Source organism: Chryseoglobus sp. 28M-23, assembly GCF_014789785.1.
Taxonomy (GTDB): domain Bacteria; phylum Actinomycetota; class Actinomycetes; order Actinomycetales; family Microbacteriaceae; genus Microcella; species Microcella indica.
Window position 1 is genome coordinate 1,807,057 of the sequence record NZ_CP061846.1, and the last position, 17,806, is coordinate 1,824,862.

General features: G+C 70.0%; 20 protein-coding genes and 1 pseudogene. 11 read left to right on the plus strand and 10 right to left on the minus strand.

All coding sequences use genetic code 11. The annotated features are described in order from the left end of the window. Nucleotides 1-206: 206 nt before the first annotated feature. Both IE160_RS08855 and IE160_RS08860 read right to left on the minus strand, forming a co-directional pair. Nucleotides 207-1,067: a DUF3097 family protein gene (locus IE160_RS08855; protein ID WP_224744428.1), complete on the minus strand. Its 861-nt coding sequence runs from the start codon at nt 1,065-1,067 to the stop codon at nt 207-209. A gap of 17 nt (nt 1,068-1,084) precedes the next feature. Then, a complete protein-coding gene (locus IE160_RS08860) occupies nt 1,085-2,044 on the minus strand; it encodes an aldo/keto reductase (RefSeq protein ID WP_191150851.1) in 960 nt (319 codons plus the stop codon). Nucleotides 2,045-2,176: 132 nt separating this feature from the next. Between IE160_RS08860 and IE160_RS08865 the strand changes: the two are divergent. From IE160_RS08865 to IE160_RS08885, 5 genes and pseudogenes are all read left to right on the plus strand, one after another. Next, nucleotides 2,177-3,370: pseudogene (locus IE160_RS08865) on the plus strand (IS3 family transposase). Nucleotides 3,371-3,473: 103 nt separating this feature from the next. Then, a complete protein-coding gene (locus IE160_RS08870; RefSeq protein ID WP_191150852.1) occupies nt 3,474-4,247 on the plus strand; it encodes a hypothetical protein in 774 nt (257 codons plus the stop codon). Between the two features lie 206 nt (nt 4,248-4,453). Continuing rightward, nucleotides 4,454-4,810, plus strand: coding sequence for a GntR family transcriptional regulator (locus IE160_RS08875; protein ID WP_191150853.1), 357 nt, complete (start codon nt 4,454-4,456; stop codon nt 4,808-4,810). After that, complete coding sequence (locus IE160_RS08880; RefSeq protein WP_191150854.1) at nt 4,807-5,733, plus strand: ABC transporter ATP-binding protein; 927 nt, start codon at nt 4,807-4,809, stop codon at nt 5,731-5,733. The genes IE160_RS08875 and IE160_RS08880 overlap by 4 nt, the downstream gene beginning before the upstream one ends. Then, entirely contained in the window at nt 5,730-6,482 is a 753-nt protein-coding gene (locus IE160_RS08885; protein WP_191150855.1) for an ABC transporter permease, read from the plus strand. Before IE160_RS08880 ends, IE160_RS08885 begins: the two co-directional genes overlap by 4 nt. A gap of 10 nt (nt 6,483-6,492) precedes the next feature. Here IE160_RS08885 and IE160_RS08890 read toward each other — a convergent pair whose 3' ends face one another. Next, nucleotides 6,493-7,998: a DUF7059 domain-containing protein gene (locus IE160_RS08890; RefSeq protein ID WP_224744429.1), complete on the minus strand. Its 1,506-nt coding sequence runs from the start codon at nt 7,996-7,998 to the stop codon at nt 6,493-6,495. Between the two features lie 169 nt (nt 7,999-8,167). Here IE160_RS08890 and IE160_RS08895 point away from each other — a divergent pair, with 169 nt between their 5' ends. Next, nucleotides 8,168-8,728, plus strand: a complete 561-nt coding sequence (locus IE160_RS08895) for a YceI family protein (protein WP_191150857.1) — start codon at nt 8,168-8,170, stop codon at nt 8,726-8,728. A 111-nt stretch (nt 8,729-8,839) separates the two neighbouring features. Here IE160_RS08895 and IE160_RS08900 read toward each other — a convergent pair whose 3' ends face one another. Beyond that, nucleotides 8,840-9,238, minus strand: coding sequence for a fasciclin domain-containing protein (locus IE160_RS08900; protein ID WP_191150858.1), 399 nt, complete (start codon nt 9,236-9,238; stop codon nt 8,840-8,842). 223 nt (nt 9,239-9,461) lie between these two features. On the opposite strand from IE160_RS08900, the gene IE160_RS08905 reads away from it, so the two are divergent. Further along, a complete protein-coding gene (locus IE160_RS08905) occupies nt 9,462-9,956 on the plus strand; it encodes an FBP domain-containing protein (RefSeq protein WP_191150859.1) in 495 nt (164 codons plus the stop codon). 34 nt (nt 9,957-9,990) lie between these two features. Continuing rightward, on the plus strand, nt 9,991-10,773 hold the full coding sequence (locus IE160_RS08910) for an alpha/beta hydrolase (protein ID WP_191150860.1): 783 nt from the start codon (nt 9,991-9,993) through the stop codon (nt 10,771-10,773). 6 nt (nt 10,774-10,779) lie between these two features. On the opposite strand, the gene IE160_RS08915 is transcribed toward IE160_RS08910, so the two are convergent. Both IE160_RS08915 and IE160_RS08920 read right to left on the minus strand, forming a co-directional pair. Continuing rightward, nucleotides 10,780-10,953 carry a hypothetical protein gene (locus IE160_RS08915; RefSeq protein WP_191150861.1) on the minus strand — a complete coding sequence of 58 codons (174 nt, stop codon included), beginning with the start codon at nt 10,951-10,953 and terminating at the stop codon, nt 10,780-10,782. Nucleotides 10,954-10,991: 38 nt separating this feature from the next. After that, complete coding sequence (locus IE160_RS08920) at nt 10,992-11,630, minus strand: hypothetical protein (RefSeq protein WP_191150862.1); 639 nt, start codon at nt 11,628-11,630, stop codon at nt 10,992-10,994. 64 nt (nt 11,631-11,694) lie between these two features. Between IE160_RS08920 and IE160_RS08925 the strand changes: the two genes are divergently transcribed. From IE160_RS08925 to IE160_RS08935, 3 genes are all read left to right on the plus strand, one after another. Further along, a complete protein-coding gene (locus IE160_RS08925; RefSeq protein ID WP_179872268.1) occupies nt 11,695-12,723 on the plus strand; it encodes an NAD-dependent epimerase/dehydratase family protein in 1,029 nt (342 codons plus the stop codon). A 132-nt stretch (nt 12,724-12,855) separates the two neighbouring features. Continuing rightward, nucleotides 12,856-13,797 (plus strand): SDR family oxidoreductase, encoded by a 942-nt coding sequence (locus IE160_RS08930; RefSeq protein ID WP_191150863.1) that lies wholly within the window; start codon nt 12,856-12,858, stop codon nt 13,795-13,797. A gap of 33 nt (nt 13,798-13,830) precedes the next feature. Continuing rightward, complete coding sequence (locus IE160_RS08935) at nt 13,831-14,790, plus strand: NYN domain-containing protein (protein WP_191150864.1); 960 nt, start codon at nt 13,831-13,833, stop codon at nt 14,788-14,790. A gap of 3 nt (nt 14,791-14,793) precedes the next feature. On the opposite strand, the gene IE160_RS08940 is transcribed toward IE160_RS08935, so the two are convergent. The 4 genes from IE160_RS08940 to IE160_RS08955 form a co-directional block, all read right to left on the minus strand. Further along, nucleotides 14,794-15,630 carry a formylglycine-generating enzyme family protein gene (locus IE160_RS08940; RefSeq protein WP_255508222.1) on the minus strand — a complete coding sequence of 279 codons (837 nt, stop codon included), beginning with the start codon at nt 15,628-15,630 and terminating at the stop codon, nt 14,794-14,796. 38 nt (nt 15,631-15,668) lie between these two features. Beyond that, entirely contained in the window at nt 15,669-16,010 is a 342-nt protein-coding gene (locus IE160_RS08945) for a DUF202 domain-containing protein (RefSeq protein ID WP_179872271.1), read from the minus strand. After that, nucleotides 16,007-16,273 carry a DUF202 domain-containing protein gene (locus IE160_RS08950; RefSeq protein ID WP_349815714.1) on the minus strand — a complete coding sequence of 89 codons (267 nt, stop codon included), beginning with the start codon at nt 16,271-16,273 and terminating at the stop codon, nt 16,007-16,009. Before IE160_RS08950 ends, IE160_RS08945 begins: the two co-directional genes overlap by 4 nt. Before the next feature lie 97 nt (nt 16,274-16,370). Further along, a complete protein-coding gene (locus IE160_RS08955) occupies nt 16,371-17,801 on the minus strand; it encodes a sulfatase family protein (protein ID WP_179872273.1) in 1,431 nt (476 codons plus the stop codon). Nucleotides 17,802-17,806 lie beyond the last annotated feature (5 nt).

Consider the following 17,806-nt stretch of genomic DNA (forward strand, 5'->3'; position numbering starts at 1 on the left):
GCCTGCCGATGACTGAACGACAGCCGCCTCCCGACGATGTGAGGCGGCTTTCGTCGTTCCCGGCGACGTTTCGTCGCCAGGGCGCTCTCTGCCGGCGCAACTCCTCGCCCGGTGACGCCGCTCGCGCGCGTCGCACCGAAACCGACACCTCGCATGCTCACAAGCGTGCGAGGTGTCGGAAACCGTGAGAAAAGCCGGAGGTCCACCTAGTCGGCGGTCACGAAGTCGATGAGCTCCTCGACGCGGCCGAGCAGCGCCGGCTCCAGGTCGGCGAACCCGCGCACGCTGCCGCGGATGCGCCGCCACGCGGCCGCGCGGTCCGCCGCCGAGTCGTGCGGCCAGCCGAGGGCGCGGCACGTGCCCGTCTTCCAGTCGACGCCGCGCGAAACCTCCGGCCACGCCGCGATGCCCACCCGCTCGGGCTTCACCGCCTGCCACACGTCGATGAACGGATGCCCGACGACGCGCACGCTGCTCGCCGCCGCGCGGCCGAGGCTCGCGAGCGCCTCGCGCGCGAGCCGCTCCTCCTTCGACCCGGCCACCCAGTGGTCGACGAGCACCCCCACCCGGCGCCCCGCGCCCGGCGCGAACTCGCGCAGGCGGTCACTGAGGTGGTCGACGCCCTCGAGGTACTCGACGACGATGCCCTCCACTCGCAGGTCGTCGCCCCACACCTGCTCGACAAGCTCGGCGTCGTGGCGCCCCTCGACCCAGATGCGGCTCGCGCGCGCCACGCGAGCGGGCGCATCCGCGACAGCGAACGACCCGCTCGCGGTTCGCTGTCGGGCGACCGGTGCGGTGCGCGCGGCCGGCGGAACGAGGATGACCGGCTCGCCCTCGACGAGGAAGCCGCCGCCCAGGGGAAACGCCCGCACCCTCCCCCGGCGATCCTCGAGGTGCACGTTGCCGGCGTCGACGAGCACGACGGCTCCGACGAATCCGCTGCCCTCCAGACCGTCGTCCGGTAGCTCGACCACGAGGTCGCGCTCGGCGGGCACCTCGGGCACGACCCGGCGCCCCACTGCGCGCCAGTCGCCGGAGAGCACGTCGTTGCTGTAGCGGTCCACGACCGCGACCCTACGGGCTACAACGCGCGGGAGCGCTGATCCACGCCGAGCTCGCCGTACGGGTAGTCGGGCACGACGGGCGCGCTCGCGGCGTCCAGGTCGGCGAGCTGCTCCGCCGTGAGCTCGATCTCGCCCGCCGCGAGGTTGTCCTCCAGCTGCGCGACCGTGCGTGCGCCGAGGATCACCGAGGTCATGCCGGGGCGCGACTGCAGCCACGCGAGCGCGACCCGAGCCGGCGGCACCTCGTGCGCGGCCGCGACCTCGTGCAGGGCATCCAGCACCCGCCACGTGCGCTCATCGGTGCCGCGGCGGTCGACAGCCTCCATGCCGCGCGACGGGTCCTCGCCCAGGCGCGTCGCTCCCGTGGGGGCTTCGCCGCGCCGGTACTTGCCCGTGAGCCAGCCGCCACCGAGCGGGCCCCACGGCAGCAGGCCGACCGAGGCGTCGAGCGCGGCTGGCACGATCTCGAACTCGATCTCGCGCGCGAGCAGGTTGTACTGCGGCTGCAGCGTCACGGGAGCGGGCATGCCCATCGCGGCGGCGCGGTGCACGGCCTTCGTGAGCTGCCACCCCGTGAAGTTCGAGACGCCCCAGTACGAGATCGCCCCCGAGCGGATCGCGTCGTCGAGAAAGCGCAGCGTCTCGTCGAGCGGCGTGATCGGGTCCCACGCGTGCAGCTGGTAGAGGTCGATGTGGTCGAGGCCAAGACGGCGCCGCGAATCGTCGAGTGCGCGGCGCAAGTGGCGGCGCGAGGTGCCCAGGTCGTTCGCGTCGGCACCCATGGGGAACCGGCCCTTCGTCGCGACGACCATGCGCTCGGCCGTCTCGGGGTTGGCCGCGAGCCAGCGCCCGATGATCTGCTCGCTGAGCCCCGCACTGTAGACGTCGGCCGCGTCGATGAGCGTGCCGCCTGCCGCGGCGAAGGCGTCGAGCATCGCGTGGCTCTCGGCTTCGTCCGACTCCGCGCCGAACGTCATGGTGCCGAGGGCGACGCTGCTGACGATCGTGCCGGTGCTGCCGAGGGTGTGGCCTGACCCCAGATTTTCGGTCCGTTCGTTATGAGAGTCGTCTTGTTGCCCCGCTCGTCGGGGAGGAAGACTGGATTCATCATGACCACGAGAAGGCGCCGGCACACGCCGGAACAGATCGTTCGCAAGCTCGGCATCGCTGACCGTGTCCTGGCCGATGGCGGCGACGTTGCAGCTGCCTGCCGGGAGCTCGGCGTGTCGGAGCAGACCTACTACCGGTGGCGCAACCAATACGGCGGCCTGAAAGCAGAAGACGCGAAACGGCTCAAAGAGCTCGAGAAACAGAACGCGACCTTGAAGCGACTGCTGGCTGAGGCGGAGCTGGAGAAGGCGGCGTTGAAGGAGCTGGCAGAGGGAAACTTTTAGGCCCGGGCAGACGCCGCGCCGCGATCCGTCACTTGCTGAGCGTGTTCGACATCAGTGAGCGGATGGCGTGTCGTCTGGTCGGGCTGAGCAGATCGGCCTGGCGCCGACCCTTGGTCTCGGAGACCTGCGCCGACCCAGACGCTGCATTGCGGACGTGGCTGCGAGCGTGGGCGAAGACTCATCCTCGGCGCGGCTACCGCAACGCCCACGCCGACGCCGTCGGTGAGGGCTGGGTGGTGAACGTCAAGAAGATCCAACGGCTCTGGCGTGAGGAAGGCCTGCGGGTGATCGTGCGTCGTCGCCGCAAACGCGTCGGCGCCTCCACCGCTGAACCTATCCCGGCTGACGCGCCTAACACGGTGTGGGCGGTGGATTTCCAGTTCGATGCCACCGAGAACGGTCGCAACCTGAAGATCGCCTCGATCATCGATGAGCACACCCGCGAATGCGTCGGCGGGCTCGTGGAGCGCTCGATCACCGCCGACCGGCTCGTGGACGAACTGGAGCGCATCGTCGCCCACCGTGGCCTGCCGACTGTGTTGCGGTGCGACAACGGGCCCGAGTTCGTCTCCCAAACCCTCGCCGACTGGGCGAACGACTCGGTGGGGATCTCCTACATTCCGCCGGGCCAGCCGTGGCGCAACGGCTACGTGGAATCGTTCAACTCCCGCATTCGCGACGAGTGTTTGAACCTGAACAGTTTCTACAGCCTGCACCATGCCCGGGTCGTGATCGGCGACTGGAAAAGGGACTACAACCATGGCCGTCGCCACTCCGCGCTCGGCTACCGGACCCCGGCGGCCTATGCTCGGGACTGCACGCATCGAAACCCGTGACGACTCCCAAACGGCGTGGACCGAAACACGGGGTCAGGCCAGGTGCGCATCTTCATGGTGGCTCCTGCCGTAGTGCGAGTGCGAGAGGTCGTGAGTCCACCGTAGGCGCTCCCGCTGGCCGGTGATCGGTCACGCGCGCTCGATAGGGTGGGCGCCGACTCGAGGAGATGATGAGGATGCGCGCTGCCGCACTGTTCCGGTGGGGGCTCACGTGCCTCCTGCTCGTGCCGTTCACGCTCCTCGCCTGGTGGGTGCTGCCCTTCGGCGCCGCGCTCGGCTGGCTCGCGCTCGCCCTCATCCTGCTCGGCGGTGCGCTCAACCTCGCCGCCGTCGCGCGCGGACTGCGCAGCCTGAGCCCTCGCGAGCTCGGCGGCGCGGACAGCGCGGCGAGCACGCCGCTCGAACCGCGGCAGCGCATCCTGTACCCCTTCGAACCCGAACCGCTGCCCGACCCCGCCGTGCGTCGCCGCATCGGGGCCGGCGCCGCCCTCGCGCTGCTCGGTCTCATCGCCTTCGGTGCGTGGACGCTCGCGGTCGAACAGCCGCTCGCGATCGCGCAGGGCCAGCTCACCCTCGAGCAGACCTACGCGGCGTGGGGCACCGTGTCGCAGACCGGGTTCTTCATCGCCCTGACGATCTGGGTACTGCTGGGGCTCGTGCTCGCGGGCGGTCTCGCCGTACTCGGCCGCCTCGACGGGCCCACGATCGAGCGCGTGCTCGCCCCGCGGCGCTTCCTCGCACTGGCGGCGATCGTCGGCAGCGTCATCGTCACGGCGGCCTTCGTGCCCTACATCGGCGTCGGCATCAGTCTGCCCGACGATCTGCCGTTCCCCGCGTTCGGGGTGCAGAGCCCCGGCTCGACCGCGTTCGGGATGCTCGGCTTCGCGCTGAGCGCCACCGCGATCCTGCTCACCGTGCCGTCCTGGCGTCCGCGCACCCGCACCCCCTGACGGCTGCCCTCGGGTCACGCCGTTTGTGACGAAACACGCCGAACGTTCGCGCACAGGTGTCACAAACGGTGTCTTTCGACACCTCAGACGCGCGCGGCGTGGTCGAGCCGCACCGGGCTTGACACGCGCTCGGTTATCTGGTTAGTTACTTGAGTAAGTAACCAGCACACGAGCCGCTGAGGCTCAGCGACCGAGGAGAGGTGCGCATGGACGACAGTCGCCCGATCTTCCGGCAGCTCGCCGAGCAGATCGAGAACCAGATCATCGACGGCTCGCTCGTCGAGGGCGCGCAAGTGCCGTCGATCAACGAGTACGCCGCCTTCCATCGCATAAATCCCGCCACCGCTCTCAAGGGCATCACCCTGCTCGTCGACGCCGGCGTGCTCTACAAGCGCCGCGGCATCGGCATGTTCGTAGCCGACGGCGCTCGCTCCACCCTCATCGCAGACCGCCGCACGACGTTTCGCGACGACTTCCTGCGCCCCCTCCTCGCGGAGGCCCGAGCACTCGGCATCAGCGCTGAGGAGCTCGCCGACATGATTCGAAAGGACACCACCCCATGACCCCCGCCCCTGAGTCCCCCGCAGTGCAGGCCCGCGGCCTCACCAAGCGCTACGGCTCGCTCGCGGCCGTCGACGACGCGACGTTCACTACGCCCAAGAACACCATCACGGGCCTCCTCGGCCGCAACGGCGCCGGCAAGACGACGCTCATGCGCCTCATCACCGGCCAGGAGTTCCCCACGAGCGGCACCGTGCGGCTCTTCGGCGCCTCACCCGTGGAGAACGCGGCCGTGCTGCAGCACACGTGCTTCATCTCGGAGGCCCAGCGCTACCCAGACGAGTTCCGCATCAAGCACATGCTCGCGGGCGCCCCGCGCTTCTTCGCCCACTGGGATGCCGGCTTCGCCGACGAGCTCGTCGAGGAATTCCGCCTTACGCCGAAGCAGCGCATCAAGAAGCTCTCCCGCGGGCAGCGCTCCGCCATCGGCGTCATCGTGGGGCTCGCCTCGCGCGCACCGCTCACGATCTTCGACGAGCCGTACCTGGGCCTGGATGCTGTGGCTCGGCAGATCTTCTACGACCGCCTCCTCGCCGACTACAGCGAGAACCCCCGCACGGTCATCCTGTCGACGCACCTCATCGACGAGGTCAGCCAGCTTCTCGAGCACGCCCTCGTCATCGACGCCGGCCGCATCGTCATCGACGCACCCGTCGAGGAGCTGCACGCGAGTGCCGCGACCGTGAGCGGCACGACCGAGGCCGTCGAGCGCTTCATCGCCGGCCGCGAGGTCGCCCACCGCGAGCAGCTCGGCGGGCTCCTGAGCGCCACCGTCGCGGCCATGGACGACGCCGACCGCGCCGCCGCCCGCACTGCCGGCCTCGAGGTCGGGCCCGTCTCGCTGCAGCAGCTCATCGTGCGGCGCACGGGCGGCTTCACCACCCCATCTACCACCACCACCACGCACGAGGAGGCGACGGCATGACCGCGCTCACCGCAGACAGCCTTCCCACGACGGCGCGCCCGCTCGGGCGCCGGATCTCGACGATCATGCTCCTGCAGCTCACGAACCCCATGACCCTCATCGGGTGGCCGCTCATGATCCTGGGCTTCATCTACGTGCTCAACCTCGCCATCTACAGCCTTATCTCGACGGCGACAGAGGGCGCCTCCGCAGTCGGCGTCAACGGCGGCGTCGGGTTCATCTGGGTCTACACCCTCGTCATGGCCGTGCAGAGCGTCAACCAGACCTTCCCGCTGGCCCTCGGTTTCGGCGCTACCCGGCGCGACTACCTCCTCGGTACCGGTGCGCTCTTCACCCTGCTCTCCGCCGGCTACGCCGCGCTCATCGCCACGCTCGCCATGGCAGAGCGCGCCGTCGACTACTGGGGCATCGGCCTGCGATTCTTCGACACGTCGCCCGACTTCTCCTGGTTCGAGCTCTTCCTCGGCACCCTGCTCATCCTGCTGCTCTTCGCGTCCATCGGTGCGGCGACCGCGTCGGTCTACGTGCGCTGGAAGGCCACGGGCATGTACGTGTTCTGGGCAGGACTCGTCCTCCTCCTCGTCGCCGTGGGCTTCCTCCTCACCTCGACCGAGTCATGGGGTGCGGTAGGCGACTTCTTCGCCACGGCCGGCGTGCTCGGCACCCTCGCGTGGAGCCTCGTCATCACGGCTCTCGGCACCATCGCCGCCTACCTCATCCTGAGGAGGGCGACGCCCACGAACACCTAGTTCGGAGCGGCTACTCGCTGAGCGTCAGCAGGCCCGTGACGAGCAGCTCGCGCACCTGCGGCAGCAGCTGCTCGAGCAGAGCGCCCTCCTCCACCTCGAGCAGGTGGGCGAGGGCGCTCGCGATCTCTCCGACGCTCAGGCCGCCATCGCTCGCACCGACGAAGCCGGCGAGCGCAGCATCCGCCTCGATCTCCCGAGCCAGCCCACCGCCCTGACGCAGCCGGATGACGGTCGGGCCCTCGGCGCCCGGCCAGTAGTGGCGCTCCTCCGTCACATCGCCCGCGACCGCGCAGCGCAGCTCGGCGAGCGCCGCATCGTCGAGAGGCGCGAGACGATCGTGCATCGCGAAGCCCGCGAGCAGGGTGTCGCCGAGACCCGCCGAGGTGTCGGGCCGGGGCGACGCCACGACCTCCGTGCGGCGCAGGGTCGCCGTGCCGGGAGCCGGATGCCGCAGCACGAGGTACCCGAAACCGACGCCCACGACGCCGCGCGCCGCGAAGTCGTCGATCCACTCCCCCGCCAGGCGCTCGAACTCGGGCGTGCCCGCGCGCGTGCCACCGTCGCGGATCCAGGTGGCGGCGTACTCGGCGGGCGACTGGCGCTCGCGCTCGATGACCCAGCCGTCGAGGCCCGCCAGCTCGAGCCAGCGGGCGACGCGAGACAGGCCATCCTCGTCGTCGCGGTACTCCCAGTTGCCGAGAATGTGCGCTGTGCCGCCCGGCACGAGGTGGTCGGCCGCGCCGCGCACGACCTCCTCGACGATCCCGTCGCCCACGCGACCGCCGTCGCGGTGCTCGTAGAGCGGCACGCCCTCGCGGCGCGGCGTGATGACGAACGGCGGGTTGCTCACGATGCGGTCGAACCGTTCCCCCGTCACCGGCACGTAGAGATCGCCGTGCCGCAGCTCGACCGTGTCGACCGCGGAGAGCGCGAACGTCGCGCCCGCCAGTTCGAGGGCGCGCGGCGAGACGTCCGTGGCGACGACCCGCTCGGCTCCGCGCGCCGCGAAGAGGCTCTGCACGCCGCAGCCCGTGCCCAGGTCGAGCGCCGACCGGACGGGCGTCGTGGGCTGCAGGCCCGCGAGCGTGAGCGAGGCTCCACCCACGCCGAGCACGTGGCCGGGCGGCAGGGCACCGCCGAGCGCGTGCTCGTCGAGGTCGGAGACGATCCACCACTCGGCCGCGCCGGCGCTGTCGAGCGCGGTGAGCGGGCCGACGTCGACTCGCGCTCGCCCGGCCTCGTCGACGAGCCCGAGCGCGCTCGCCCCCTCGACTCCGAGAGCGGGGAACGCCGCGGCGAGCTCCGGGCCGGTGAGCTCGTCGTGCAGGCGGAACAACCGCGCGAGCAGGGCGACAGGCTCGGGGCCCGCCGCGCGCGCCTTCCGCAGCGCCAGCACGCGATCACCGCGGTGCAGTGCGGCATCGGCGTCGGGCCCCCACAGCTGCTGCACCCGGTCGACGGTGTAGACGGCGGTCAGGAGGTCGGCGCGCAGGCGGGTCAGGAGGTCGGATTCCACGACACCATCCAACCGTGAACAGCGCCCCGCCCGGCACCCGCCGGGAATCTCCTCCGTACGGGAATAGTCCGAGCATCCATGCGATTGCATAGATCGGTCGGCCTGCAGCGCACGCTCGACGGACGACCGGAACGATCACCGACACGACACTGAAGGAGCACCCCACCGCATGACTACTCTCACCGCCGACGCGATCCCCGGCTACGTCGCAGGAACCTGGACCATCGACGCCTCGCACTCCGAGATCGGCTTCAGCGTTCGCCACCTCGCGATCAGCAAGGTGCGCGGCACCTTCGAGCAGTTCGACGCGACCGTCACCGCGGCCGAGAACCCGCTCGAGTCGAGCGTCGTCGTGAGCGTCGACATCGCGTCGATCAACACCAAGAACGCCGACCGCGATGCCCACCTGCGCAGCAACGACTTCTTCGCGCCCGAGCAGTACCCGACCATGGAGTTCCGCTCGACGGGCATCCGCACCGAGGGCGACGAGCTGAAGCTCGACGGCGAGCTCACCCTGCGCGGCGTGACCAAGCCGATCACCTTCACGGGCGAGTTCGGCGGCATCGCGAAGGACCCGTGGGGCAACGTCGTCGCCGCCGCGAACGGCCACGCGGTCATCAATCGCCACGATTTCGGCGTGAGCTGGAACGCGCCTCTCGAGGCGGGCGGCTTCCTCCTCGGCGACGAGGTCACGATCACGATCGACGCGCAGTTCCAGCTGCAGTCCTGATCGAGCGGGATGCGGGGCGCTGAGCGCCCCGACCCCTCGCCACGCAGAACGGGGCGGCCCCTGGTGGGGCCGCCCCGTTCTGCCGTTCTGCTCGTGCTCGACGAGCGCTGACTACGGCAGCAGCACCGCGTCGATGACGTGGATCACGCCGTTGTCGCACACGATGTCAGCCGTCACGACGGTCGCGCCGTTGACCTTCACGCCGTCCTTGGTGTCGAACGTGAGCTCGGCGCCGTTGACGGTCGCAGCGGTCATGCCGTCGCTGAGGTCGGCGGCGTGCACGGCACCCGGCACGACGTGGAACGTGAGGATGGACGTGAGCGCGGGAACGTCCGCGAGCAGGCCCTCGACGGTGCCCTCGGGCAGCGCGGCGAACGCCTCGTCGGTCGGGGCGAAGACCGTGAACGGGCCCTCTCCGTTGAGCGTGTCGACGAGGTCGGCAGCACCGACGGCGGCGACGAGAGTGCTGAACGATCCGGCGTTGACGGCGGTTTCGACGATGGTGGCCATGGGGGCTCTTCTCTACTGGGGGATGCTCTGAGGGCTCGCGATGCGCGCCCGGCCGCTGCGGTGCGAGCGGTGGTCTCACTCTGGGCCCCGAGACCCCGTGCCGAGCCGTGCGTGCGCCGTGCATCGCCCGCAGGTCTGCCGCGCATCGGCTGTGCATCGTGAACGGGGTGCATCCGATCGGTGACGAGCCGGGGTTGAGACGCGTGTCGTACGCTGTCGAATGATGAGAGAACTGACTGCCGAGCAGATTCGCGGCTCGATCGTGAACGCGACCGAGGCCGAGATCGAGAGGATGCCGCTGCCGGGTCTCTACGAGACGCTGTGGGACGAGCGGCAGTACCTCGGCTGGCGCGACCCCGACGGCTCGCCGCGCGGCTACATCGTGCACTGGGTCGACGACCGCCCTGTCGGCTTCATGGTGCGCGCCGCGTCCTCGACCCTGCGCCCCGGCATCGGGGCCATGTGCTCGTTCTGCCACACGCCGCAGCCGTCCACCCAGGTGCTCATGTTCAGCGCGCCCAAGGGCGGAGCAGCGGGCCGCGACGGCAACACCATCGGCACCTACCTGTGCGCGGATCTCGCGTGCTCGATGATGATCAGGATGCTGCCCGCCACGAGCGAGCTCACCCTCAGTCGCGGCGAGGTCGTCGCGCGCCGCAGCGCCGGGCTCACCGAGCGCCTGCAGCGGTTCACGGCGAACCTTCTGAAGACCGCCTGACGGTTCTCTCGGCGCGGTGCGCCACCATGGGTGCATGACCTCAGAGCCTCTCCGCCGACGTCGAGTCATCAGCCCCCGCGCACGCCGCGTGCGGGCGATCGGCGTCGGGTCGCTCGCCGCGCTCCTGCTCGTCGTGCTCGGCTTCGCCGTCTGGGCGAACAGCCCGTACCAGGCCGAGCGCGAGGCGACGCTCGAGGTGTTCCGCAACGGCGGCATCCAGGTCGCCGCCGTCGACGAGGGCATCCTCATGACTCCACTCGCCGACTCGATCGACCTGCCCGAGAACCCCGACGGGCTCGTCTTCATCCCCGGCGCCCGCGTCGACGCCTATGCCTACCTCTACCAGCTCAGCGGCATCGTGGAGGAGCAGGGCGTCACCGTGCTCATCACCGAGCCGACTCTCAACCTCGCCTTCGTCGACACGCGCGAGCTCGACGACCTCACGTCAGCGGCGCCGCACGTGGACCGATGGTTCGTCGGCGGGCACTCCCTCGGCGGAGTGCGGGCCTGCCTGATGGCGGAGGGGTCCGAGACCGAGGGCCTCGTGCTGCTCGGCAGCTACTGCGCCAACGACCTGAGCGCGAGCGGGCTGCCGGTGCTGAGCATCGCCGCCGAGAACGACGGCCTCACCGATCTCGACACCATCACCGAGTCAGCCACGCTGCTGCCCGGCGACGCTCGGTTCGAGGTCATCGAGGGCGCCAACCACGCCGCGTTCGGCGACTACGGCCCTCAGTCGGGCGACGGCGAGCGCACGATCACGAGCGCGCAGATGCGCGAGCAGCTCACCGCACTGCTCGTCGAGCTTCTGCGCTAGCGCGCGCTATTCGCGGCTGCCGAGAATGTGGAACGGGATCGCGAGCGAGAGCGCGATCGACATGATGCCCGTGAAGAACATGATCGCCTTGAACTCGTCCGGCACCGCGAAGGCGTAGGCGAACAGCAGGAACGAGGCGAAGAAGAGCGCAAGGGACGCGATCACGACGGTGATTTTCATGGTGGCTCCATTCTGCCAGGTCGCAGGCGGTTCAGGCTTCAGGCTTCGGCGGGCGTGACCGGCGCGGGTGCGGCGGTGGCCGCATCCCCGTCACCCCGCTCCCCCTCACCGCTGCCACCGTCGCCGTCTGCGCCCTGCTGCTCGGCGGTCTTGTCGCGGAAGGCGTGCGCGATCGCCCACCACACAAGGGCTCCGAGCAGGATGCCCCCCACGAGCGCGAACACCGGTGTCAGCAGCACGGGGCCGGCGACGGGCGAGTCGGTCACGGCCGTGGCGAGCCACACGTACAGCCAGAACAGGCCGATGTCGAGCACGGCCGTGATGCCGAGCGAGGCCCACGTGACCGCCCACGGTTTGCGCTGACCGGTCAGGCGCAGCAGCCAGACGCTCACGATGACGGCGAGCAGCACGAGCACGAGGCTGCCGATGAGCATCGCGATGAGCACCCAGAAGAGGATGTCGGCGCCCACGCCGAGCGAGTTGAACAAGCTCGGTACGGCCTCGCTGCCGATCGCGTCGCCGATGACGTCGACGAGGTTGCCGAACAGTGCCGCTGCCGCGAGACCCGCGAGCGACATGCCGAAGCCGAACCAGCCGGTCTGGAACATCGTGTGCGCCACAGCGCCGGCGATGAGGCTGCTGGAGAACTGGGTGCGGGTCATCGGCGAGTTCGCCATGAGTGCTCCTGAGGGTGGGGAGAGGGGTGTCGAAGCGCAACCCGTGCGCTCTAGAGTTCAGCCTATGCAGAAGCGGGCGATTCTTCTCGGCGGATCCGGTCAGATCGGCACAGCCGCCGCCCGCACCCTCCTCACGCACGGCTGGGACGTCACGGTCGCGCACCGCGGCGAGCGCCCGAGCACCGTCGAGGGCGTGCGCACCCTCACCCTGGACCGCGAGGATGCGGCGGCTGCGCGCTCCGCCGCCTCCGGCGCCGACCTCGTTCTCGACTGCGTCGCCTACACCGCCGAGCACGCGGAGACGTACGCGCCCCTCGCGGGCGATGTGGGGTCGCTCGTTGTCATCTCCACGGCGTCCGTCTACGCGGGGATCGACGGCTCCTCACCCGACGACGCGACCGGGGTCGACGACTTTCCCACTTACCCCGTGCCGATCACCGAGGACCACCCCACCGTCGGCGAGGCGGGCCCCGGCGCGCGCACCGGCTACTCGGCCGGCAAGGCCGCGCTCGAGCGCGCCCTGCTCGCGATCGACGCACTGCCCGTGACGATCCTGCGCCCCGGCGCCATCCACGGCCCCGAGTCGCCGGCGCTGCGCGAGTGGTACTTCCTCGGTCGCGCGCTCGATGGTCGCGACCGCGTGCCGCTCGCCTACCGCGGGGAGAGCAGGTTCTCGACATCGGCGACGGTGAACATCGCCGAGCTCGTGCGGCTCGCGGCCGAGCATCCGGGCCAGCGGGTTCTCAACGCCGTCGACGACCCGGTGCCCACGGCGCTCGAGATCGGGCAGGACGTCTTCGCCCACGTCGGCCACACCGCCGAATTCGATCTGCTCGCGGGGCCCCCCGTCGACGGCGTCGGCGCGCACCCGTGGGCGGCGCCGAACCCCATGGTGCTGTCGATGCAGGCAGCGCGCGAGCAGCTCGGCTACGAGCCCCTCGGCACGCACCGGTCGACGATCGGCTCTGCGCTCGACTGGATGCTCGCGCGCGTCGCGGAGGGCGACTGGCGCGAGCTCTTCCCCGGGCTCGCGCGGTACGGCGCCGAACACTGGTTCGACTACGCCGCCGAGGATCGCGCGCTCGGCGTCTGACTGCGCTCCCCGCCGATACTGCGCTCCCAGCCAACACCGGGTTCCCAGCCGACACCGGGTTCCCGTCCAGCGTGCCGCGCGCTCCGAATGGTGTGATGACAGCACTCGACCGTTCTGACACCTAGGAGCCCCATGCCGCGCCGCGCCCTCGACACGACCGTGCCCGACCTCACCGGACGCCTCGCCGTCGTCACGGGGGCCAACAGCGGCCTCGGCTTCGGCCTCACCGGCCGGCTCGCCGAGGCGGGCGCCGAGGTCGTCATGGCGGTGCGCAATCGGGAGAAGGGCGAGGACGCTCGTACGCGGCTGCTCGAGCAGCATCCCGCCGCGACGCTGCGCCTGCTTGACCTCGATCTGGCCTCGCTCGACAGCGTGCGCGCCGCGGCGCACTCCCTCCTGGAGGAGGACTGCCCGATCGACCTGCTGATCAACAACGCCGGCGTCATGGCCGTGCCGGAGCTCGAGCGCACCGAGGACGGCTTCGAGCTGCAGTTCGGCAGCAACCACCTGGGTCCGTTCGCCCTCACCGGCCATCTGCTGCCCGCCCTCGTGCGCGCCGAGGCACCGCGTGTGGTCTCGACGAGCAGCCTTGCCGCGAACGCCGGCCGCTGGCAGTGGGAGAACCTGAACGCGGAGCAGGGCTACAGCGCCTGGGGCGCCTACGGCCTGTCGAAGCTCGCGAACCTCTCCTTCGCCCGGGAGCTGCAGCGCCGCAGCGACGCCCACGGGTGGGGGCTCGTGAGCACCGCCGCGCACCCGGGCGGCACCCTCACGAACCTGCAGACGACGGGCCCGCGGCGCGGGGTCGCGCCGAGCAAGCGCCGCCAGCGCCTGGCCGCCCGCATCATGCAGACGGTCGATGTCGGCATGCTGCCGTCCCTGTACGCGGCGACGAGCCCCGACGCCGAGCCGGGCGGCTACTACGGCCCGAAGGGCTTCCTCGAGGTGCGCGGCGAGCCGGCACGAGCGCGCATCCCCCGCGCCGCCCGCGATCGCGCGGCCGAGGCCCGCCTCTGGGCGATCTCGGAGAGCCTCACCGGTGTGCGCTTCGTGGAGCAGGTGCCCGCAGTCTGACCGTGCGCGCCGCGGGCCTGACAGACTGGCCCCATGGCTGAACCGTTCGAAGGTCGTGTCGCGGTCTACATCGACTTCGACAACATCGTGATCTCCCGCTACGACCAGGTGCACGGTCGCGGCGCATGGCGCAAAGACAACGTCTACCGGCTCCCGGCGGGCCTCACGGGCGCGACCGACGAGATCAAGGACAAGCTGCGGCACGCCGAGGTCGACATCAGCGCCATTCTCGACTTCGCGTCGAGCTTCGGCACGATCGTGCTCTCGCGCGCCTATGCGGACTGGTCGATCGGCGTCAACGCCGCCTACCAGGGCCAGCTCATGGAGCGCGCCGTCGACCTCACGCAGCTCTTCCCCGCGACGCAGCAGATGAAGAACGGCGCCGACATCCGCCTCTCGGTCGACGTCGTCGAAGACCTCTTTCGCCTGCCCGACATCACGCACGTCGTCATCGCCGCGGGCGACAGCGACTACATCGCGCTCGCGCAGCGCTCCAAGCGCCTCGGCCGCTACGTGGTCGGTATCGGCGTGGCGGGCGGCACGAGCAAGAGCCTCAAGGCGGCGTGCAACGAGTTCGCCGACTACGACGGTCTGCCGGGCATCCGCCCTGCGTCGCGCATCGCCGCCGACCTCAGCAGCGCGGTCGAGGCGGAGGACGGCGCGAAGGATGCGGCCGAAGCCGCCGGCACCGACGATTCTGCCGACACCAAGCCCCGCCGTCGCCGCGCGACGAAGCCCGCCACCACCTCAGCGCGCACGACGCAGGACGAGGCGACCGGTCTGCTCGTGCGCGCGCTGCGCCTCGCCCATGAGAAGGACGACAGCGACTGGCTGCACAACTCTGAGGTGAAGAAGCAGATGGTGCGCCTCGACCCCGCCTTCAACGAGAAGGTGCTCGGCTTCTCGTCGTTCAGCGCGTTCGTCAAGTCGCGCGAGGAGGTCGCCGAGCTCGACGAGAGCTCGCAGAACCGCCGAGTGCGCCTGCGCGACTAGGGCTCAGGCATCGCACGCGACTCGAAAGCCCATGTGGGTTGTCGAGGAATCACGGCTCTGCCGCGTGCGGGCGGCGGGGCGGTATCGCAGGCAGTACTCCGGTGCGCACAGGTGCGAGCCTCCCTTGGCGACGCGCGAGCGGGCGGTAGCGTCGACCGACACCTGCGGCGAGCACTCGCACGTGGAGGCGTGGTGGGCATCCGTCCACGCGGTCGACGTCCACTCCCACACGTTGCCGGTCATGTCGACGAGCCCGAACCCGTTGGCGGGAAACGTGCCCACGGGAGACGTTCCCCGCCACCCGAGCGCGCCGGTGTTGCGCCACGGGAAGTTTCCCTGCCACGTGTTCGCCTTCAGAGACCCGACGTGTTGCGGCTCCTCTCCCCACGCAAACGTCGCACCGTCGAGACCCCCGCGAGCAGCAAATTCCCACTCCTCCTCGGTCGGCAGTCGAGTGTTGGACCATGCGCAGTACGCATCGGCATCGTCCGCGGAAACCTGGACAACCGGATGGCTGCCTTTGCCCTCGACGTCAGAGCCCGGCCCGAAGGGACTCCGCCAGCACGCTCCAGGAACCCATCGCCACCATAGGCGCCAGTCCCTGAGGTCGACGGGGCCCGCCGGCGGCGTGAACACGAGGGAGCCAGGCGAGGTGTCCAGACCGGGAGCGTCAGGGAAATCTGCGGGATCAAGCGTCCTCTCCGCCGTCGTCACGTACCCGCTCGCATCGACGAACTCTGCGAACTGGGCATTCGTGACCGGGGTTCGACCGATGCGGAAGCCCGCGACCTCGCGCTCCACGACTGGGCTCTCTTCGGGATAGAACGATGCCGATCCCATGCGGAACCATCCCCCCTCTATCGCGACCAGGTCGGCACTCACCACGGGGCTCCCTGGCCGACGAGGACGAATCCGAGGGCGGCGACACCGAGAAGGAGCGTGACAAGGCTTACCGCCGCCACCGCGCGGCCGCTTGCGTACACGGCAGGAGCGCCGGAAACGAGCGCACGCGCGGCCGTTCGGTACCGGACGGACGTGGCGGCATACGCCGCGACGGTGAGCGCGAGTGCGGGCAGCCCGATCCACAGCGCAACGGCGGGGTCGAGAATCTCGCTGTACCTGATTGCGAGCGCCAGCCCAACGGCGAGCGTGAGACATGTTCGCCGCCACGCGAGCAACGTGCGCTCCGCCTGAAGGCCCGTGTCGACGACGGCAGTCACGTGAGAACGCTCCCGATGATGATCGCGATGATGGCGAGGGAGGACCCGATCGCGATGACTCCCCCGATCGACATACCGGGCAACGGGCGCGACACGCGTATGGCCTTCTCTGTAGAGGCCCACGATACCCAGGCGTGCACGCTGCCCACGAGCCCAAGGGCAACGAAAATGAGCGCCGCCGCCAGTCGCCACCCGCCTTGGATCGGCGCGTCAAGTACTTCGAGTGCGACGCCCGCGAGCATGAGTGCCAGCGCGGTGCGCACCCAGGAGAGGAACGTGCGCTCGTTCGCGAGCGAAAAACGCGGATCGGGTTCACCGCCAACCGAGAACACTCGGCGGGGAAACCGCCTCGGCGTCGGCTCAGGCAAGGCGGGCGGGTACGGGCTGGCTCGGGTGCGGCTCGTCGCCCAGTTGACGCTGGGCGTTCCACATGGCTACTTCGAGGCGCTCGCGGATCTCGCGGTAGGCCGGGTCGTGGGCGACGTTGCGCACCTCGTCGGGGTCCGTCTCCAGGTCGTACATCTCCCACTCGGGCGGGTAGCTGAACCTGCCGGTGCCGGGGATGTCGAGGCCGTCGTTGTAGAAGTAGATGAGCTTGTACCGGTCGTCGCGGTAGCCGTAGTGGGCGGGCGCGCGGTGATTGATGTCGTCGTTCTCCCAGTACCGGTAGTACATGCCCTCGGCCGGCGGCAGGGCGTCGACGCCCGTCAGGTCGCCCCAGAAGCTTCTGCCCTGCATGCGCGGGTGGTGCTCAACGCCCGCCGCGTCGAGGATTGTCTGCGCGAAGTCGACGTTCGTCACGATGCCGGAGTGCACTCCCCCGGGGGGCACCACACGGGGGTAGCTGAGGACGAGAGGCATGCGCAGCGCCTCCTCGTACATGAAGCGCTTGTCGAACCAGCCGTGCTCGCCGAGGAAGAAGCCCTGATCGCTTGTGTACATCATGAGCGTGTCCTCGAACTCGCCGCGCTCACGCAGCCAGTCGGTGAGGCGGCCGACGTTGTCGTCGATCGATGCGACGCACGCGAGGTAGTCCTCGAGATAGCGCTGGTACTTCCAGAGGCACTCCTCCTCGTAGCTGAGGCCCTCCGGTACGGGCACCTTGAGGTCCTCGGTCGACAGGTACTCGGCGATGCGCATGGTCGCGCGACGCGTCGCCGAGGAGCGCCCTTCGAGGTCGTCCCAGAACGTGGTCGGCACGGGGACCGGGTCGGTGTACATGCCCGCGTGCGCTTCGTCGGGTTCCCACGGCCGGTGGGGCGCCTTGTGGTAGACGAGCACGCACCAGGGGTCGTCGCCTTCGAGTCCCTCGACCCACGCGGTGGCGAGGTCGGTGATGATGTCGGTCGCGTAGCCTTCGACGATGCGCACGCCGTCCTTCGACAGGAACTGGGGGTCGTGGTACTCACCCTGGTCGATGAGCACATCCCAGTAGTCGAAGTTCTCGGGGTTGTGGCCGTCACCGTCACCCATGTGCCACTTGCCGACGATCGCCGTGCGGTAGCCGGAATCGCGCAGCTGCGAGATGAAGGTGGGCTGGCTCGCGTCGATGTGGGTGAGCAGCGTCTTGACGCCGTTCACGTGCGAGTACGTACCGGTGAGGATGGATGCTCGGCTCGGCGTGCACAGCGCATTGGTCGCGAAGCAGTGCTCGAAGCGCGTGCCCGCCTCGGCGATCTCGTCGATGCGGGGCGTGCGGTTGATGACCGAGCCGTAGGAGCTGATCGCGTGCGAGGCGTGATCGTCGGTGAGGATCATGACGATGTTGGGTCGTGGTGCGCTGCTGGGCATTCCCG

Excerpts from the sequence above, each read along its gene's own strand:
- IE160_RS08885 (WP_191150855.1), top strand. The coding sequence starts at position 5,730 with ATGACCGCGCTCACCGCAGACAGCCTTCCCACGACGGCGCGCCCGCTC.
- IE160_RS08955 (WP_179872273.1), bottom strand. The coding sequence starts at position 17,801 with ATGCCCAGCAGCGCACCACGACCCAACATCGTCATGATCCTCACCGAC.
- IE160_RS08900 (WP_191150858.1), bottom strand. The coding sequence starts at position 9,238 with ATGGCCACCATCGTCGAAACCGCCGTCAACGCCGGATCGTTCAGCACT.
- IE160_RS08935 (WP_191150864.1), top strand. The coding sequence starts at position 13,831 with ATGGCTGAACCGTTCGAAGGTCGTGTCGCGGTCTACATCGACTTCGAC.
- IE160_RS08915 (WP_191150861.1), bottom strand. The coding sequence starts at position 10,953 with ATGAAAATCACCGTCGTGATCGCGTCCCTTGCGCTCTTCTTCGCCTCG.
- IE160_RS08860 (WP_191150851.1), bottom strand. The coding sequence starts at position 2,044 with ATGACGTTCGGCGCGGAGTCGGACGAAGCCGAGAGCCACGCGATGCTC.
- IE160_RS08925 (WP_179872268.1), top strand. The coding sequence starts at position 11,695 with ATGCAGAAGCGGGCGATTCTTCTCGGCGGATCCGGTCAGATCGGCACA.
- IE160_RS08940 (WP_255508222.1), bottom strand. The coding sequence starts at position 15,630 with ATGGGATCGGCATCGTTCTATCCCGAAGAGAGCCCAGTCGTGGAGCGC.
- IE160_RS08920 (WP_191150862.1), bottom strand. The coding sequence starts at position 11,630 with ATGGCGAACTCGCCGATGACCCGCACCCAGTTCTCCAGCAGCCTCATC.
- IE160_RS08875 (WP_191150853.1), top strand. The coding sequence starts at position 4,454 with ATGGACGACAGTCGCCCGATCTTCCGGCAGCTCGCCGAGCAGATCGAG.
- IE160_RS08870 (WP_191150852.1), top strand. The coding sequence starts at position 3,474 with ATGCGCGCTGCCGCACTGTTCCGGTGGGGGCTCACGTGCCTCCTGCTC.
- IE160_RS08930 (WP_191150863.1), top strand. The coding sequence starts at position 12,856 with ATGCCGCGCCGCGCCCTCGACACGACCGTGCCCGACCTCACCGGACGC.
- IE160_RS08880 (WP_191150854.1), top strand. The coding sequence starts at position 4,807 with ATGACCCCCGCCCCTGAGTCCCCCGCAGTGCAGGCCCGCGGCCTCACC.
- IE160_RS08905 (WP_191150859.1), top strand. The coding sequence starts at position 9,462 with ATGAGAGAACTGACTGCCGAGCAGATTCGCGGCTCGATCGTGAACGCG.
- IE160_RS08895 (WP_191150857.1), top strand. The coding sequence starts at position 8,168 with ATGACTACTCTCACCGCCGACGCGATCCCCGGCTACGTCGCAGGAACC.
- IE160_RS08910 (WP_191150860.1), top strand. The coding sequence starts at position 9,991 with ATGACCTCAGAGCCTCTCCGCCGACGTCGAGTCATCAGCCCCCGCGCA.